The organism is Modestobacter sp. SYSU DS0511, from assembly GCF_054050755.1.
The window spans coordinates 15,626-32,197 of record NZ_JBJGZY010000006.1 but is presented as its reverse complement, the minus strand read 5'-3'; the positions used below and the strand labels follow the sequence as shown (position 1 = coordinate 32,197).

Here is a 16,572-nt window from a genome sequence, read left to right as displayed (position 1 = left end):
CGTCAGCGGGTGATCTGCCAGGCGTCCCGCACCTGGGCGGCGCTGAGCACCGTGCCGTAGATGCTCACGTGCGCCAGCGACCCGGCGAAGTACCTGCTCGTGGGAGCCGACGGCCAGGTGTTCAGGTTGTCGAAGCCGATCCGCCAGAACCCGGTGAAGGGCTCCGCCCCCGTCGCCGAGCCCCTCGCGACCTGGGCACCGTCCACGTAGAGGCGCAGCCCGTCGCCGGCGGAGAAGGTCGCGGTCACCAGGTGCCACGCACCGTCGTTGTACGCCCGCGGACTGGTCACCGTGCTGATCGAGCCGTTGTAGACGCCGAAGACGAGCTGCCCGCTGTCGGTCATGTAGACGTGCCGGTCGTAGCTGCTGGACAGGTCGCCGTTCGTACCGTTGCCGAAGCCGATCAGCTTGCCGCCTCCGCCGGTCGTGGTCTGGAACCACAGCTGCAGCGAGAACGTCTGCGGGCCGGGCACGGCCTGGGTGCTGTAGATCCTGGCGCTCCTGCCGTCGAAGACGATCGCCCGGTCGTCCCCCGCTCCGCACGGCGGGCCGCTCGCGGTCGACGCGACGTTGCCGGCGTAGGTGCCGTTGCCCGCGGTCCGGGCCGCACCGGTGTTGCTCGCGACGTTGCCCCGGGTCTCCTGGAGGCGGAAGTACTGCGCGGCGTTGGCCCCGCCGGCGACATCCGTGCAGTTCCAGGCGGCCGCGATCGGCACGGTCAGTCGCGGGGTGGACGCGGTGTCGCTGAAACCCGCGGTGGCGCCGGGCAGCGAGACGGTGAGCACCACGGCGGCGGTGAGCACGGTGCCCCGGCGCAGGACGCGGGCCGGTGATCGCCGGACGCCGCCCCAGCCGGGTCGCTTCCCGTCGTCGGTCCGCTCGGCCGGTGGTCCGGCCGGAGGGGCGTCGTCGGGACGGCGGTGGGCCACGGCGAGCGCCAGCAGCGCGGCCAGCGCGACGGCCGTGCCGACCAGCGGCCAGACCCGCCGCTCGGCGAACCAGACGGCCGGCTCGCCGACGAGCGGCAGGCGCAACGCGACCGCCCCGTGGACGTCGGCCGGATCGACCAGGGAGCCATCGGCCCGGGGGTTGGCGTCGCCCTTCAGCTGCAGCCCGCCGGACTCCACGGCGACCAGTCGGTGCAGCCGCAGCTGACCGGGCAGGTCCGGGTCGTCCACGAGCACGACCGAGCCGGGCTCCAGCGCGGCGGTGGCGACCGGGCGGACCACGGCGACGTCGCCAGGGGAGAAGGTGGGCTCCATCGAGCCGGACATCACCACGCTGGACTGCCAGCCGACGAGGGCGGGGAGCACCGAGGCCGCCAGCAGCAGCGCCAGGGCACCGAGCGCGATGCGGCTCAGCGTGCTCAGGACGAGCGCGGTCCAGCCCTGCCGCCAGGTGGTGCTGCTCATCGCTGCTGCGCCTCCCAGGCGAAGATGACGCTGGCCGAGGCGCCCTTGACGCTGGTCGGCGCGTCCGCGGACAGCGCGAAGCTCACCCGGTAGGTCCGGCGCTCGGGCGCGGCGCCGCCGGCGGTGTCCCAGGGCAGGACGCCGTCGGCGTAGGTGGTGGGGAACCGGGCCAGCGTCGTCGCGAGCGGCGCGGTGAGGGCGGTGAAGCCGGCGCAGTCGTCGTTGACGCCGCCACCGGTCCCGGCGGTCCAGCTGAAGTCCAGGGCGTCGGTCAACCCGGGGACCGTGGCCGTCCGCTGCTGCACGTACAGGCGCACCTGTGCCGGCTCGGAGCCGGTGGAGGTCACGGTGATGCACTCGGTGTAGGTGACCCCCGGGCGCAGCGCGGGCAGGGTGACCGTGCCCAGGCCCTCGATCTCGTTGGTCACCGCGACCGTGCCGGTGCTGACGCCGGCGGCCAACGACGGGGTGGTGGCGGTGAACCCGGCGTACGCGGCCTGCCACACCAGCGCGGCAGCGACGACGAGCGCGCCGGCCGAGGACACGACGATCCCGCGTCGCGTCGCGCGACGGGTGGGACGGCGGAGGGTCACCCTCGTCATGCCTGGCTCTCCGGGGATCCGGGGGAGTCGGCCGCGCCGGCCACCTCCTGCAGCCCTCGACGCTAGGACCGGGCGGCCCGACCCGGGAAGACTCCTGGTGACCGTGCCACTCCACTGGGTGACTGGATGTGGGAGGTGCGACTCAGGGCCGGGCGAGCCGGTCACGCTGGGTGGTCCGACGCCGCCGAGCTCAGCGCTGCGGGGCCACCAGCCGCATCGGCAGGTGCAGGATGCCGTCCTCGTCGTAGTCCGGGCCCGACCGGCGGAAGCCGAAGCGCTCGTACCAGCTCTCCAGGTACGCCTGGGCGCCGATGTCGACGGTGCGGCCCGCGCACAGCTCGAGACCGCGGCGGATCAGCGCCGCGGACAGCCCCCGACCTCGCGCGCCCACGGCGGTGGCCACCCGGCCGATGGCGCGGTCCTCGCCGTTGTGCAGCACCCGGATCGTGGCCAGCACCGTGCCGTCGTCGTCGGCGAACCAGAGGTGCTCGGTGGTCGGCTCGGTGTCCCGGCCGTCGAGCTCGGGGTACGGGCAGGCCTGCTCCACGACGAACACGTCGACCCGCAGCCGCAGGATGCCGTACAGCTCGGCCGGGGTCAGCTCGGCGAACGGCGCCTGGCGGAGGCGGGGCGAACCGGTCACCCGTGCATCGGTCACCGCGTCATCGTCGCAACCGATCAGGCCGCCGCCCGCCGCAGGTGGTCGCGGTGGGCCAGCAGCGCCCAGACGACGTGGCCGAGGTCCATCCGTTCCCCGCCGGCCGGCAGGGCGTCCGGGAGCGGGCCGTCCGGGACCAGGGAGAGCAGCGACCGGGCCGGCCCGGTCCCCTCGACGGGCAGGCCGGCCTCGAACGCGGCATCGGCCGGGGCCCAGATCCGCTGCCCCGCCCGGTTGTGGGCGACCAGCTGCCGGCCCCGGCGGTCCAGCACGATGTCCTCGTCGTGCACCAGTCCGTGGTCGACGTCGCAGAGCAGCACCATCGCGGACACGTCGGTGCGACCGCCCAGCCGCCACGGGGTCAGGTGGTGGGCGTGCAGCCGCTCGATCCGGGTCTCGGTGCAGCCCGGCCGCGCGCAGCCGCCGTCCCGGGCCAGCAACGCCCGCCGCTGGGCCCGGGTCGCCAACCGCCGGCGGCGGCCCAGTGCGAGCGGCTGGCCGTGCCGTTCGACGATGACCGTCAGCGACGCCTCGCACGCCATCCGCCGCACCTGGGCAGGGGAGAGGGCCGGGCCGCCCTCCAGGTGCGCCCGTCCGGCCGCGGCGTCGTCGGCGAGCACGTCGGCGTCCACGTGCACCACCACCTCCCGGCGTGGCGGGTCGCCGGCTCGACGTCCGCTGTCGGCGGCGACCTCGGCCAGCTGGGCCAGCGCGCGGCAGCGGCGGGCGCTCATCCGTTCCCGCGGGAACATTTCGGGATCGGCCGTGCGGTCGGCCGTGCGGTCGGACGGGGCGTCGGCCGCAGCCGCCCTGGTCGCGGCGGCGCGTTCCCGGCGCGCATCCCGCTCGGCCAGTGACTCGACCGCCACCAGCAGCGCCGCGCCGGACTCGCCGTCCATCCGGACCTGCAGCACGAGCATGCCGTCGGCGTCCCAGTGCCACCGGAAGGAACGCTGCTCGGCGACCCGCCCCTCGTCGACGGCGTCCGACCGTCGCCAGGCGCGCACCACCCGCTCCACCTGGGACGCCGTGGCGTGCCGCGCCAGTTCGACCAGTTCGACCTCCGTGGCGGCGTCGGCCACCCGGGTGATCGCCCGCACCTTCGAGTACGACAGCCGACCGGCGGCGAACGCCTCTGCCGTCACCGGCAGTGGACCCAGCGCCCGGGCGACCCGGACGTGCTCCCGTGCGGCGCCCGGGCTCATGCCGCACTGCCAGGCGAGCCAGTGCGCACAGCTCTGCACCCCGGCCTCGCCCCAGCCTCCGCGGGCGTCGAACTCCGCGACCAGCCGCAGCCAGGCAGCCGTCGCCGCCGCGAGCCGCACCGCCCCGGACCGGATCTCCCGGGCCAGCTCCTCGACCGACCGCTGCTCCGCCACGTCCTGCACCGCTCCGACTGCACCCATGACGCGATGCTGCCGAGGGGGTACGACAGAACTGCAGCTCAGCGGCCCGCCGGCGTTCCCGCGGGAACGCCGGCGACTCGATCGCGGGGCGGCCCTCAGTCGCGCGCCGGCCCGGTACCGCTCGGCGTCCGCGGGACGGCGCACCTTGGTGTCCAGCTGGGCCTGGGTCAGCGCGGCGGTCCGCTCGGCGACCTTCTCCTTGCCGGCGTCGATCTCCGCGTCGATCTCGGCCTGCTTGAGCTGCAGCTGCCGCTGGGCCACCGCGATCGCCTCGTCGGCCAGCAGCTGCTCCTGCTGGGCGGTCTCCCGGGCGCGCGCCTCGGCGATGCTCTCCTCCTTGAGCACCCGGCGGCCCAGGTCGGCCCAGGTCGGCCCAGGTAACTGCCCTCGGCCTGGATGTCCGGCAGCTGGAAGGTGTCCAGCACCAGCCCCTGGCCGGTCAGCGAGGACTCCGCCGGTGTTAGCGTCGATGTCCTGACACGGGGTGTCCCGCCCGGGACTGAGATCACACCCGTCGAACCTGCTCCAGTTCGCACTGGCGAAGGGATGTCACCGCGTGGACGCCACCTCCCTGCGCACCGCCCGTGAGGCGCTGCGCGACACCGCACCCCTGGTGCACTGCCTCACCAACACCGTGGTGCAGACGATCACCGCGAACGCGCTGCTCGCCGTGGGCGCGGCCCCGGCGATGGTCGACGACCCGGCCGAGGCCGGCGAGTTCGCCGCCGTCGCCTCCGCGGTGCTGATCAACGTCGGCACCGTCTCCCAGCGGACCGCCGACGCGATGCGCCTGGCCGCTCGTGCCGCGGGCGAGGCGGGGACCCCGTGGGTGCTCGACCCGGTCGCCGTCGGGGGGCTCGGGTTCCGCACCGCCCTCGCCGCCGACCTGGTCGAGCTGCGGCCCACGGTCGTCCGCGGCAACGCCTCCGAGGTGCTCGCCCTGGCCGGCGCCGGGGCCGGCGGACGCGGTGTCGACAGCACCGCCGCCCCCGACGACGCCGTGGAGATCGCCGCCTCCCTGGCCCGGCGCACCGGCGGGGTGGTGGCGGTCAGCGGTCCGGTCGACGTCGTCACCGACGGTGAGCGCACGCTGCGCGTCGGCGGCGGCTCGGTCCTGCTCACCCGCACCACCGGCGCCGGGTGCGCGCTGGGCGCGCTGACCGCCGCCTACGTCGCCGCCACCGGCGACCCGCTGCTGGGCGCCGTCGCCGCCCACGCGCACGTGGCGCTGGCCGCCGAGGTCGCCGCCGACCTCGCCGACGGGCCGGGCACCTTCGCCCCGCAGTGGCTCGACGCGCTCGACGCCCTCGACGGCGAGGCGCTCACCCGCGCCGACGTCCGCGCCGCCTGATGCGACGCGCCTTCGACCCCACGCTCTACCTGGTCACCGACACCCTGCTGTGCGCGCCGCGATCGGTGCCGGAGGTGGTCGCCGCCGCGGTGGCCGGAGGGGTCACCGCCGTCCAGGTGCGGGACAAGACCGCGGGCCGGCGAGACCTGCTCGCGCTCACCCGCGCCGTCCAGGCGGTGCTCGCCCCCACCCCGGGGGTGCGGCTGTTCGTGAACGACGCCGTCGACGTCGCGCTGCTCGCCGGCGCCGACGGGGTGCACGTCGGCCAGGACGACCTGCCGGCCGGCGAGGTGCGCACCCTGCTCGGCCCCGACGCCCTGGTCGGGGTCTCGGTGGGGGACGACGCCGACCTGGACGGGGTGCTGGCCCTGCCGCCGGGCACGGTCGACGTGGTGGGGCTCAGCCCGGTGTGGGCCACCCCGACCAAGCCCGACGCCGGCCCGGGGCTCGGGCTGACCGGCGCCCGGTCGCTGGCCGCCCGGGCGCACGCCGGCGGGATCGCCGCTGTCGCGATCGGCGGCATCTCCGCCGCCAACGCCGCCGAGGTGCGGGCGACCGGCGTCGACGGCGTCTGCGTCGTCTCGGGCATCTGCGCCGCCCCCGATCCCGCCGCCGCCGCCCGTGAGCTGCGGGCCGCGCTGACCCAGGAGCTGATCGACCGATGACCGCCGCCGTCGCCCTCACCGTCGCCGGCTCCGACCCCAGCGGCGGCGCCGGCATCCAGGCCGACCTGAAGACGTTCAGCGCGCTGGGCGCCTACGGCACCGCGGTGCTGACCGCGCTCACCGCGCAGAACACCCGCGGTGTCACCGGCGTGCACGGCGTCCCGGCGGAGTTCGTCGGGGAGCAGCTGCGCACCCTGTTCGCCGACGTGACGGTGCACGCCACCAAGCTCGGCATGCTGGGCACCGCCGAGGTGGTCCGCGAGGTGGCCGCCGCGCTGGCCGGCCGGCCGGGCGGCCCGGTGGTCTGCGACCCGGTGATGGTGGCGACCAGCGGTGACCGGCTGATCTCCGAGGAGGCGGTCGCGGCCGTGCGCGCCGACCTGCTGCCGGTCAGCGACCTGATCACCCCGAACGTGCCCGAGGCCGCCGCACTGCTGGACGTCGCCCCGGCCACGACCGTCGACGAGCTGCCCGACCAGGCCCGGGCGCTGCTGGCCCTCGGCCCGGCCGTGGTGCTGCTCAAGGGCGGGCACCTGGGCGGGGACGACAGCGTCGACGTGCTGGTCACCGCTGATCGCGTGGTGGAGACCCGGCGGCCCCGCATCGAGACGACGTCGACGCACGGCACCGGGTGCACGCTCTCCTCCGCGCTGGCCGCGCTGGCCGCCCGCGAACGGCAGGCGGGGCGGCCGGTGGACTGGGCGCCGCTGGTCGAGCAGGCGCGGGACTACCTGCAGGCCGCCCTGGCCGCCGGGGATGCGCTGAGGATCGGCTCCGGGCACGGCCCGGTGCACCACTTCGCCGGCTGGTGGTGAGCGCTCAGCTCTCCGCGTCGAGCACCTGGCGCAGCAGCCGGGCGGCCATCTGGTCGCCGCCCTCGGCCCCGCGCAGCAGCTGCTCGATGGCGCCGTCGACGTCGCCCTGCTCCAGCAGCAGCACGCCCAGGTCGTGGTGGCAGTGCAGGTCACCGGCGTCGATGCCCGCCCGGTAGGCGGCCGCGGCCGCGACCGGGTGGTCGAACTCCTCGGCGAGCAGGCTGCCCAGCGGCCGCCAGCTCTCCTCCTCGCTGCGCAGCGCCCCGGCCTCGAGCACGCTGCGCGCCTCGTCCAGCCGGCCGGCGGTGCGCAGCAGGTCGGCCAGGTCGACCCGGGTGGAGGGGTGCCGGTCGACCCCGGCCCGCAGCTCGCCCTCCAGCGCAGGGTCCCGCGTCTCGTCCCACCGCCAGCAGGCGAGCACCGCCCGCGCGTGGGCGTCCCCGGCGTCGACGGCCCGCTGCAGCCACGCCTGCGCCTCGGACAGGTCGCCCTCCTCGCGCAGCGACCAGGCGAGGTGGACGGCCGCGTCGGGGTCACCCAGCTCCGCGCCGCGGCGGAACGTGGCCCGGGCCTCCTCGCGCTGCCCCTGCTCCAGCTGGGCGGTGCCGAGGGTGGCCCAGGCGGCGCGGTCACCCGCGGCCAGCGCCTCCCGCGCGGCCTCCTCGGCGTCGGCCCACCGTTCCACGTGCAACAAGGCGATCGCCAGGTTGAGCCAGGCGTCGTCCTCACCGTCGGCCGCGGCCCGCTGGTAGGCGTGCGCCGCCTCGTCCCAGCGGCGCAGCTCGGCCAGGCTGTTGCCCAGGTTGAACCAGGCCAGCGCCGAGCCGCGCGCGGCGGCCCGGCCGAACGCGACCACCGCGGCTGCGTGGTCCCCGGCCTTGGCCAGGTCGCAGCCACGGTTGATGAGGTCGTCGATCTCGGCCTCCGCCGCGCCGTCCCGGGTCATGCGGGCAGTCTGGGGTGGCTGCGCACGGCCCGTCGACGGCTGCGCACGCGGACTGACCAGTCCGGGGGAGCCTGCAGGGGTGGGCCGTCTCAGCCGGTCCAGTCCGGTGGCTCGCCGGGGGCGAGGTCCGGGTCGTCGGCGGCCAGGGTGCGGACCGGCCCGGGCGCCGTGCGCGGCCCCTCGAAGCGGACGGTCACCCGGTTCAGCCCGCTGCCCCACACCCACCCCGCGCCCAGCTCGGCGTGGACGACGTCCTGACCGGGGTACCAGGCGGTCACCGACGGACCGGGGGCCGGATCGGCCGGCACCGGCTCGACCGGCTCCTCCGTGCTCACCACCGCACCGGTGTCCTGCTCGGCGAACAGGTCGCCCTGCACGAACGTCGACAATCCGGAGACGCCGACGCCGAGCAGCCGCAGCCCACCGCTGCGGTCGACCCCGGCGAGCAGCCGGTGGGCGACCTCGGCGATCTGCCGGGGGGCGTCGACCGGGTGCGGCAGGGTCTGCGAGCGGGTCATGGTGGTGAAGTCGTAGCGGCGCACCTTGAGCGTCACCGTGCGCCCCGAGGTGCCCGAGCGCTGGAGCCGGGTGCCCACCCGCACCGCGAGCGCCTCGATCTCCGCGGCCAGCCGCGCCGGGTCGGTCAGGTCGCGGGCGAAGGTCTCCTCCGCGCTGACCGACTTCGCCTCCCGGTCGGGCACCACCGGACGGTCGTCGTCGGCGCGGGCCAGCCGGTGGAGGCCGCTGCCGTGCGCCTGGCCCACCAGGCTGGTCAGGTCGACCAGCGACAGCCGGTGCAGCTCCCCGACGGTGGTGACCTTGATGCTGGCCAGCCGCTCGGCGGTGGCCGGGCCGACCCCACCCAGGCTGCGCACCGGCAGCGGGTGCAGCACCTCCAGTTCGGAGCCGGGCGGGACGACGGTGAGCCCGTTCGGTTTGTCCAGCTCGGAGCCGATCTTCGCCAGCGACTTGGACGTGGCCACGCCGACCGAGCCGGTGACGCCGCCGGTGGCCGCGGCGATGCGCTCCTTCAGGTCGCGGGCCAGCGCGGTGACACCGGCGACGGACAGGTCGTGCCCGCCGGCGGCCAGGTCGACGTAGGCCTCGTCGATGGAGACCGGCTCCACCAGCGGGGAGAGCTCGCGCAGCAGGCCCATGACCACCTCCGACGTGCGCCGGTAGGCGGCGAACCGGCCGCCGAGGAACGCGGTGCCGGGCGGGCAGAGCCGGCGGGCCTCCGCGGTGGACATGGCGCTGCGGGCGCCGAACGCCCGGGCCTCGTAGGAGGCGGTGGCGACGACGCCGCGGCCGCCGGTGCCGCCGACGACGACGGGACGACCACGCAACGAGGGCTTGTCACGCTGCTCGACGGCGGCGAAGAAGGCGTCGAGGTCCAGGTGCATGATGCTCGGCTCGCGCCGCACGCCGTCGGTCCCCCTCTCGCCTCCCGGGAACACGCCGGGCCGCCGCGGGGCTGCTCCCCCGGGGGATCCATCATCTCCCCGACCGACCGAGCACGAGGAGCGACGAGGGCATGACCGAGCAGAGCCAGTGGGTGCAGATCACGCAGGCCGACCCGGAGCACTCGGCGCGGTACGCCGAGCGGTTCCGGGTGATGGCCGCCCAGGGCGCCGACCTGGCCGGCGAGGCGCGGCTGGTCGACGCGTTCCTGCCACGCGGCGCGCGGGTGCTCGACGCCGGCTGCGGCCCGGGCCGGGTGGGCGCCTTCCTCGCCGCGGAAGGGCACGACGTGGTCGGGGTGGACGTCGACCCGGTGCTGATCGCCGCCGCCGAGGCCGACCACCCGGGCCCCCGGTGGCTGGTCGGCGACCTCGCCGAGCTGGACCTGCCCGACCGCTTCGACGGCATCGTCTGCGCCGGGAACGTGATGGCGTTCCTGGCGCCCAGCACCCGGCGCACGGTGCTGGAGCGCTTCGCCGCCCACCTCGCCGACGGCGGTCGCGCGGCGATCGGTTTCGGCGCCGGCCGGGGCTACGACTTCGCCGAGTTCCTGGACGACGTCCGGGCCGCCGGGCTGGTGCCCGACCTGCTGCTGTCCACCTGGGACCTGCGGCCGTTCACGCCGGAGTCGGACTTCCTGGTCGCAGTGCTGCGGACGAGGTAGGACGGCGGCATGACCCACCTGCCCGACCCGGCCACGTTCTCCCGCCGGGGTGATCAGCCCAGCGCCGGGCGCACCCGGTTCGTCGCCACCGGAGCGCAGACGCGCGGGGACTTCGGGCTGTTCGAGGTCACCATGCCGCCCGGGGGCAGCGGGCCGGGGCCGCACCTGCATCGCACCTTCAGCGAGGCGTTCCACGTGCTGGAGGGCTCGCTGGCGGTGCTGGCGAACGGGGAGTGGACGACCGCGCACGCCGGCGACCTGCTGTACGTGCCGCGCTCGGGGGTGCACGCCTTCCGGTCGGCCGGCCCCGACGTCGGCGCGCGGTTCCTCATCCTGTTCACCCCGGGCATCCCGCGCGAGGACTACTTCACCGGGCTGCTGGAGCTGCACGCCGGCGGTCGCACGCCCAGCACCGAGGAGGTCGACGCCTTCGCCCTGCGGCACGACCAGCTCAACCTGCGCGACTGACCGGCGTGCCGCTGCTCACCGTCGGCCACGGGCCCGACGACCGCACCCGCCTGGGCGACCGGCTGCGGGCCGCCGGGATCGTCGAGCTGGTCGACGTGCGGCGCTTCCCCGGCAGCCGGGTGAACCCCGACGTCCGGCGGGAGGCGCTGGCGGCCTGGCTGCCGGAGCGGGGCGTGGCCTACCGCTGGGAGCCGCGGCTGGGCGGCCGGCGGCGGCTGCCCCCGGGCGAGCCGGTGGTCGACGACTGGTGGACGGTGGCGCAGTTCGCCGCCTACGCCGCGCACACCCGGACGGCGGAGTTCGCGACCGCGCTGGACGAGGTGCTCACCGCCGCCGGGGAGCGGGTCGTCGCGGTGATGTGCAGCGAGAACGTGTGGTGGCGCTGCCACCGGCGGCTGATCGCCGACGTCGCCGTCCTGGCGCACGGGACGCCGGTGCACCACCTGATGCCCGACGGCCGGCTGGCCCCGCACCGGCCGGCCGAGGGCGCGGTGCTCGGGGACGACGGCGCGGTGCGCTGGCCGGCCCGGTCCTGACCGGGCCGGCCGGGGGTCAGCCCTGGCGACCCCGCCCGTTGCCGTTGCCGTTGCCGTTGCCGGCTTGGTCGACGGCGGCCGGCTGCGGAGCCACCTCGGCGGTGTCCTCGCTCCGGGCCGGCGCGAGTGCAGGAAGGGGAGCCGGCGCCGGGCGGTTCGCGCCGCCGTTCTGCCGGGCGGCCGAGGAGACGGCCCGGCCGTGCTCGCGCCCGGACTCGAAGCTCTGGTGGGCCACCTCGGACACCGCTTGACCGTGGTTCTGCGACGTCTCGGTGTCCGGGACCTTGTCGGTGACGGGTTCGGGAACGACGGGCTCGTCGACGACCGGCTCGTCGACGACGGGCTCGTCGGCGACCGGCTCCTCGGCGACCGGCTCGGTGACCGGGGACTCCTCCTCTACCGGGGCCTCGGTGGTGGAGGCATCGGTGCTGACTGCCTCGACCGTCGTGTCCGGCGCGGTCACCGACGTGCTCTCCGAGGCGGACTGCACCACCTGGGTGGTGGCGGCCGCACCTCCACCGGCGACCACGACGGCGGCGGCGCCCGCGGTGAGCTTCACACCCAGGCCCGCCGAGGCGACCTTGGCGAGCAGGGCAGGAACCAGTCCGAGCATGGGGCACTCCTCATCGAGAACAAACGTTCTCGGAAGTGATCGGCAGCTGCGGCGGCACCTTGAGGTCGATCACCCGATCGGCTGACCGTGGCACCGTGCCCGGAGGGTCAGCGGTACCAGACGGACACCCGCCCGTCACGGACCGAGATCCCACCACCGACGAACGGCTGGCTCACCAGCCCGTTGCGGACGGTCATGGCGCCCGCCGGGTAGGACAGCCGGCCCCGCTCCCAGCTCTGTGCGGCCCACGCGTCCCGGATGGGCCCGGAGACGAAGTTGACGATCGCTCGGTAGCCGTTCGTGATCGGGCCACCCGCGTAGGCCGACCCGCCCTGGAAGTGCTGGCCACAGCCGCCGTCGCGCAGACCGCAGAACACCGCGGAGGTCGGGTAGCCCATGCCGCCGCGCTCGTAGCCCTGCTTCGACCACGCGTCGACGATCGCCTTCGGGATCACGTACGTCCCGGCCGGCGAGGAGTAGATGGACCCGCCGGTGTAGTGCTGGCCGCAGCCGCCGTCCTCGAGCCCGCAGAAGACGCCGGACAGCGGGTAGCCGAGGAAGCCGCGCTCCCAGCCCTGCCGGGCGTAGGCGTCCCGGAAGGCGCCCGGCACGACCAGCGGGGGCGCGCCGGGGGTCGGGTAGATCGACCCGCGCTGGAAGTGCTGCGCCGTCCCGGCGCCGATCGAGAAGGCCTCGCTGGTGGGCAGGCCGATGCCACGCTCCCAGCCCTGGGCGGCCCAGCGGTCGCGGATCCCGGCGGACACCGCGAACGCGCCGGCCGGGGAGGAGTAGATCAACCCACCCTGGAAGTGCTGCCCGCAGCCGCCGCCGGCCAGCCCGCAGAAGGTGTCCCTCGTCGGGTAGCCCAGCCAGCCGCGCTCCCACCCGCCGGCGCCCCAACGGTTGCGGACGACGCCGTTCAGGACGGCGACCGTCGGCGTCGCCGGGCTGGAGTAGACGCCGCCCTTCTGGAAGCGCTGCAGGCAGCCACCGTCCCGGAGGGTGCACTCCTGGTCCTGCAGGGGGTAGCCGAGCTTGCCCCGCTCCCAGCCGGCGCTCGACCAGATGCGGCGCACCGCGTCGGGGACGATGACCGCGGCGTCGGCGGGCGGGGACCAGTAGATCGAGCCACCCTGGAAGTGCTGGCCGCAGCCGTCATCCGGCAGGCCGCAGAAGGTGTCGCTGGTCGGGTAGCGCAGCGACCCGGCCTCCAGGCCGGCGTCGTACCAGGCGAGGAAGATGTCGGGGTCGGTCAGCGCCCGGGCGCCGGTGGCGGCGGACCAGACGATCTCGCCGTACTCGTACTCCTGGACGCAGCCGCCGCCGACCAGGGTGCAGTCCTCGGCGCCGAGCACGGCACCGAGCGGACCGCCCGCGCCGCCGGTCGCGGCGTACTTGGTGCTGATCGGCGTGGGACCGCTGGGCACGGGGACCGGATCGACCGCGGCGGCCCGGGCAGGGGCGACGTCGGTGGCCCAGCCGGCGCCGCGCTCGGCCGCCGTCGGCTCCTCCGCCGACGCCACCCCGGGCGCGCCGAGCAGCGCCGCCGCCGCGACCGCCGCGAGACCGACCGCCCGCACACGGCCACCGGGCCGCCGAACGGATCGACGCAGACCGAACACTGGAGCTCCCCGCTGTCCGGGCACGGGTGCACCTGTGTGCGCCGTGTGAGCGGGAAGGTAGTGCGCCCGGTGGCCGCGTAACCCCGACCGCCGGAGCCGCGGCGTGTCGCGTTCGTGCAGGTCAGTGGGGAGTCGTCAGTTCGCCATGTCGACGAAGCGGCTGTAATGGCCCTGGAAGGCGACGGTGACGTTCGCGGTGGGGCCGTTGCGGTGCTTGACCAGCATGATGTCGGCCTCGCCGGCCCGCGGGGACTCCTTCTCGTACATGTCCTCGCGGTGGATCATCATCACCATGTCGGCGTCCTGCTCGATCGAGCCGGACTCACGGAGGTCGGAGAGCATCGGCTTCTTGTCCTGACGCTGCTCGGAGCCACGGTTCAGCTGGCTCATCGCGATCACCGGGAGCTCGAGCTCCTTGGCCAGCAGCTTGAGCGCGCGGGAGAACTCCGAGACCTCCTGCTGGCGGCTCTCGACCTTCTTGCCCGAGGTCATCAGCTGCAGGTAGTCGATGACGATGAGCTTGAGGTCGTTGCGCTGCTTCAGCCGTCGCGCCTTGGCCCGGATCTCCATCATCGTCATGTTCGGTGAGTCGTCGATGTAGAGCGGGGCGTCGGCGATCTCGCCCATCCGGCGGGCCAGCTTCGACCAGTCCTCGTCCGACAGCGTGCCGGCGCGCATGTGGTGCAGCGGCACCTTCGCCTCGGCCGACAGCAGACGCATGGTGATCTCGTGCTTGCTCATCTCGAGCGAGAAGATCGCCGCGGGCAGGTGGTGCTTGACCGTCGCCGACCGGGCGATGTCCAGGCCCAGCGTCGAGTTGTGGGTAGGGATGAAGCTGCGCCCGGCCAGGAACAGGTGGTCATCAGCATCGACCTGGATGCAGCGCACCGGCACGCTGGAGATGGGGCGGACGTCGGTGATGAACCGGACGCCGCGAGCGGTGAAGGTGCGGACGCCGCGCTCCTTGTGCAGCAGCTTCTTGCGCTCCAGCCGGAAGACCTCGTCGTCGCTGGTGAAGGTCAAGGTGTAGCAGGTGGAGGACTCCGCCGTACGCCCCTTGACCGGCTTGCGCGACATCCGTACCCGGTGCCCGAGACCGGCGATGAGTTCCCGCGCGTCCTCGGCGAGTCGACGGCTGGTGACGGCGAACTGCACCACCCCGTTCGGCGCCACGGTGCCGTCGGTGTCCAGCAACCCGGCCAGCAGGGCCCGTCGCTGAGCCACCGAGGCCCGCAGGTAGCTGGTGGGGATGTGCTTGTTGCCCAGCAGGCCCAGACCTCGCAGGAGCGCAGTGACCGTGCCGTGGTCCTCCCGGCACGCCTGGCACTGCGCCAGCCCCGCCGACGGCCCGCCGCAGTCGGGGCACGTCGCCGTGCGGCCGACCCCGCCGCTGGCACGGAGCGCGCCGCCGCAGGTCTTGCCACAGGTCTGCACCTGCGACGTCCGCGGCACGAACAGCTCGCCGCACATCGGGCAGGGACGGGCGACCGGCCCCAGCCGCTCTGGCAGCTGGAGTGAGAACCGGCGGTCGACGTTGGTGGGCACCACGACCAGGCCGTCGGCCTCGATGTAGGCCGCGATCTCCGGGTCAGCGCTCGTGTAGTGCGCCGCGGCGGAGGTGCCGTCGCCCAGCCACACCCCGAGTGCGTACGGCGGCAGCGGCAGCTCCGCAGCCGGCAGCTCCAGCGGCGCGGCGTTGCGGACCGAGTGGTTGAGCCTGGCATCGGCCGTGGCGCACCGAACGGTGCGTGCGATCTGCTCCGTCGTCCGGACGGCGGCGACCTCCCGTGGCTCGCCACCCCGGACGCGCGCCTCCTGGGCCGCCCGGCGGCTCGCGCGGGTGTCGGTGAGCCACTGGTGCTGCGCGTCGGCGACGATCACCGAGCCGTCGGAGAAGTGGACCTCGTAGCAGGGGCGGCCGGTCATCACGTCCGTGGCGGCCACGACCGTGGTGGGACGGCCGTCCGAGCCGATCACCTGGTCGCCGACGGCGACCTCGCCCATCGTCGTCCAGCCAGAGGGCGTGGCGATGGGGGTGTCCAAGGCCAACGCCTTCCCCACGCCGGGGCGGGCGGCGATGACGACCATCTGGCCGGCCTGCAGGCCGTTGGTCAGCTCGTCGAGGTCGCGGATGCCGGTGGGCACGCCGCGGGCCGTGCCACCGCGCGAGGCGATCGCGTCCAGCTCGTCCATGGTGGGCTGCAGGACGTCCTCGAGGCGCGAGTAGTCCTCGCTCATCCGCTTCTCGGTGACGTCGTAGATCTCCTGCTGGGCGCGGTCGACGATGTCGTCGACGTCGCCCTTCCCGCCGGCCGCGCCGTAGCCCAGCTGCACCACCCGGGTGCCGGCCTCGACCAGCCGCCGGAGCACGGCCTGCTCGGCGACGATCGCCGCGTAGTACCCGGCGTTCGCCGCGGTCGGCGTGGAGGCGATCAGCGTGTGCAGGTAGACCGCGCCGCCCATCTTGGACAGCTGGTCGGTGCGGTTGAGCTCCGCGGCGACGGTGATCGCGTCGGCGGGCTCGCCGCGCCCGTAGAGGTCGAGGATGACGTCGAAGATGATCTGGTGCGCCGGGCGGTAGAAGTCCGGCCCGGCGAGGACCTCCACGACGTCGGCGATCGCGTCCTTGCTCATCAGCATGCCGCCGAGCACCGACTGCTCGGCCGCGACGTCCTGAGGCGGCTGCCGGTCGTACTCCGGAGCCGTCGGCCTCGGCCGGCTGATGTCGTCGACGACCGCCACGCTGGATCCTCCTGTCCGCCGGCCCACGTCGGGACCGGCTGCTGCTGTGCACCTGGTGCTGACCGCACGACGGCGGCCCCAGCCGTGCGGGCGCCGACCGTCGGGTCGTTGCTACCGCCGGGCACCGACAGTTCGGTGCCCGGCGGCAGCTGGGGAGGACGTTAGGAAGCTGTCGGCCGCACGTCCAACACCGCTGTGCACGTCGATCTGCACAACTTGTGGACAAATCGGTGGACGAGCGTGGTCGCCGTGTGGACGGCCCGGGGGACGACGGCTCGTCGTGTTCCGGCAACCCCCTCGTCACCTGCGGTGCAGCCGGGCCCAGCCTGTGGACGGGAGAAAGTCCGCCACTTCCCCGGCGCGCCGCTCCGTCGGCGTGTCGCCCGCGTTCCCGCTGGTCACACGCACATCGCTGGGCACCGCGCCGCCCAGCGACCGTGCCCGACCACGTCGTCCCGGCAGCGGAGCCGCAGCCGGCCGGTGAACGGTGCACGACCCGCCCCACGTCGCGGCTGCGACGGGCACGGTGGGCACGACGGGCACGGCGGCGGCGCGTGAGCCGCGGGGAGCGCTTCCACGGCCACCGCCGCGGCCCCTCGCTCCCCATCCGC

15 protein-coding genes and 1 riboswitch are annotated in these 16,572 nt (G+C 75.0%); of the genes, 6 read left to right on the top strand and 9 right to left on the bottom strand.

The window, feature by feature from the left end; translation table 11 throughout:
* Positions 1-2 precede the first annotated feature (2 nt).
* The 4 genes from ACI783_RS04720 to ACI783_RS04705 all read right to left on the bottom strand — a co-directional run bounded on the left by ACI783_RS04720 (position 3) and on the right by ACI783_RS04705 (position 4,423).
* Positions 3-1,412, bottom strand: coding sequence for a LamG-like jellyroll fold domain-containing protein (locus tag ACI783_RS04720; protein WP_457139362.1), 1,410 nt, complete (start codon positions 1,410-1,412; stop codon positions 3-5).
* Positions 1,409-2,014: a hypothetical protein gene (locus tag ACI783_RS04715; protein ID WP_457139361.1), complete on the bottom strand. Its 606-nt coding sequence runs from the start codon at positions 2,012-2,014 to the stop codon at positions 1,409-1,411. Before ACI783_RS04715 ends, ACI783_RS04720 begins: the two co-directional genes overlap by 4 nt.
* Before the next feature lie 190 nt (positions 2,015-2,204).
* Positions 2,205-2,672, bottom strand: coding sequence for a GNAT family N-acetyltransferase (locus ACI783_RS04710; protein ID WP_457139360.1), 468 nt, complete (start codon positions 2,670-2,672; stop codon positions 2,205-2,207).
* A gap of 20 nt (positions 2,673-2,692) precedes the next feature.
* Complete coding sequence (locus ACI783_RS04705; RefSeq protein WP_457139359.1) at positions 2,693-4,423, bottom strand: DUF222 domain-containing protein; 1,731 nt, start codon at positions 4,421-4,423, stop codon at positions 2,693-2,695.
* 125 nt (positions 4,424-4,548) lie between these two features.
* Positions 4,549-4,642, top strand: a riboswitch (TPP riboswitch).
* On the opposite strand from ACI783_RS04705, the gene thiM reads away from it, so the two are divergent.
* From thiM to thiD, 3 genes are all read left to right on the top strand, one after another.
* Positions 4,635-5,429: a hydroxyethylthiazole kinase gene (thiM, locus tag ACI783_RS04700; RefSeq protein ID WP_457139358.1), complete on the top strand. Its 795-nt coding sequence runs from the start codon at positions 4,635-4,637 to the stop codon at positions 5,427-5,429. (Overlaps the previous riboswitch by 8 nt.)
* Positions 5,429-6,094 carry a thiamine phosphate synthase gene (gene thiE, locus ACI783_RS04695; RefSeq protein ID WP_457139357.1) on the top strand — a complete coding sequence of 222 codons (666 nt, stop codon included), beginning with the start codon at positions 5,429-5,431 and terminating at the stop codon, positions 6,092-6,094. Before thiM ends, thiE begins: the two co-directional genes overlap by 1 nt.
* The gene (gene thiD, locus ACI783_RS04690) at positions 6,091-6,909 is read left to right on the top strand and encodes a bifunctional hydroxymethylpyrimidine kinase/phosphomethylpyrimidine kinase (RefSeq protein WP_457139356.1); all 819 of its coding nucleotides are present in this window, start codon (positions 6,091-6,093) and stop codon (positions 6,907-6,909) included. Before thiE ends, thiD begins: the two co-directional genes overlap by 4 nt.
* A 4-nt stretch (positions 6,910-6,913) precedes the next feature.
* On the opposite strand, the gene ACI783_RS04685 is transcribed toward thiD, so the two are convergent.
* Entirely contained in the window at positions 6,914-7,855 is a 942-nt protein-coding gene (locus ACI783_RS04685; protein WP_457139355.1) for a tetratricopeptide repeat protein, read from the bottom strand.
* Positions 7,856-7,944: 89 nt separating this feature from the next.
* Positions 7,945-9,279 carry a DNA polymerase IV gene (locus tag ACI783_RS04680; protein WP_457139354.1) on the bottom strand — a complete coding sequence of 445 codons (1,335 nt, stop codon included), beginning with the start codon at positions 9,277-9,279 and terminating at the stop codon, positions 7,945-7,947.
* Positions 9,280-9,389: 110 nt separating this feature from the next.
* Here ACI783_RS04680 and ACI783_RS04675 point away from each other — a divergent pair, with 110 nt between their 5' ends.
* The 3 genes from ACI783_RS04675 to ACI783_RS04665 are packed head-to-tail and all read left to right on the top strand — an operon-like array spanning position 9,390 to position 10,984.
* Positions 9,390-9,980 (top strand): class I SAM-dependent methyltransferase, encoded by a 591-nt coding sequence (locus tag ACI783_RS04675; protein ID WP_457139353.1) that lies wholly within the window; start codon positions 9,390-9,392, stop codon positions 9,978-9,980.
* A gap of 9 nt (positions 9,981-9,989) precedes the next feature.
* Positions 9,990-10,448, top strand: coding sequence for a cupin domain-containing protein (locus ACI783_RS04670; RefSeq protein ID WP_457139352.1), 459 nt, complete (start codon positions 9,990-9,992; stop codon positions 10,446-10,448).
* Positions 10,449-10,453: 5 nt separating this feature from the next.
* Positions 10,454-10,984 (top strand): DUF488 domain-containing protein, encoded by a 531-nt coding sequence (locus tag ACI783_RS04665; protein ID WP_457139351.1) that lies wholly within the window; start codon positions 10,454-10,456, stop codon positions 10,982-10,984.
* Positions 10,985-11,000: 16 nt separating this feature from the next.
* Here ACI783_RS04665 and ACI783_RS04660 read toward each other — a convergent pair whose 3' ends face one another.
* From ACI783_RS04660 to dnaB, 3 genes are all read right to left on the bottom strand, one after another.
* On the bottom strand, positions 11,001-11,597 hold the full coding sequence (locus tag ACI783_RS04660; RefSeq protein ID WP_457139350.1) for a hypothetical protein: 597 nt from the start codon (positions 11,595-11,597) through the stop codon (positions 11,001-11,003).
* A 107-nt stretch (positions 11,598-11,704) separates the two neighbouring features.
* Positions 11,705-13,177, bottom strand: a complete 1,473-nt coding sequence (locus ACI783_RS04655) for an LGFP repeat-containing protein (RefSeq protein ID WP_457139349.1) — start codon at positions 13,175-13,177, stop codon at positions 11,705-11,707.
* A 177-nt stretch (positions 13,178-13,354) separates the two neighbouring features.
* Positions 13,355-15,961 carry a replicative DNA helicase gene (gene dnaB, locus ACI783_RS04650; protein WP_457139348.1) on the bottom strand — a complete coding sequence of 869 codons (2,607 nt, stop codon included), beginning with the start codon at positions 15,959-15,961 and terminating at the stop codon, positions 13,355-13,357.
* Positions 15,962-16,572 lie beyond the last annotated feature (611 nt).

Coding starts and splice junctions, on each gene's coding strand:
- thiD (WP_457139356.1), top strand. CDS start 6,091: ATGACCGCCGCCGTCGCCCTCACCGTCGCCGGCTCCGACCCCAGCGGC.
- ACI783_RS04660 (WP_457139350.1), bottom strand. CDS start 11,597: ATGCTCGGACTGGTTCCTGCCCTGCTCGCCAAGGTCGCCTCGGCGGGC.
- ACI783_RS04720 (WP_457139362.1), bottom strand. CDS start 1,412: ATGAGCAGCACCACCTGGCGGCAGGGCTGGACCGCGCTCGTCCTGAGC.
- thiE (WP_457139357.1), top strand. CDS start 5,429: ATGCGACGCGCCTTCGACCCCACGCTCTACCTGGTCACCGACACCCTG.
- ACI783_RS04715 (WP_457139361.1), bottom strand. CDS start 2,014: ATGACGAGGGTGACCCTCCGCCGTCCCACCCGTCGCGCGACGCGACGC.
- ACI783_RS04675 (WP_457139353.1), top strand. CDS start 9,390: ATGACCGAGCAGAGCCAGTGGGTGCAGATCACGCAGGCCGACCCGGAG.
- ACI783_RS04685 (WP_457139355.1), bottom strand. CDS start 7,855: ATGACCCGGGACGGCGCGGCGGAGGCCGAGATCGACGACCTCATCAAC.
- ACI783_RS04670 (WP_457139352.1), top strand. CDS start 9,990: ATGACCCACCTGCCCGACCCGGCCACGTTCTCCCGCCGGGGTGATCAG.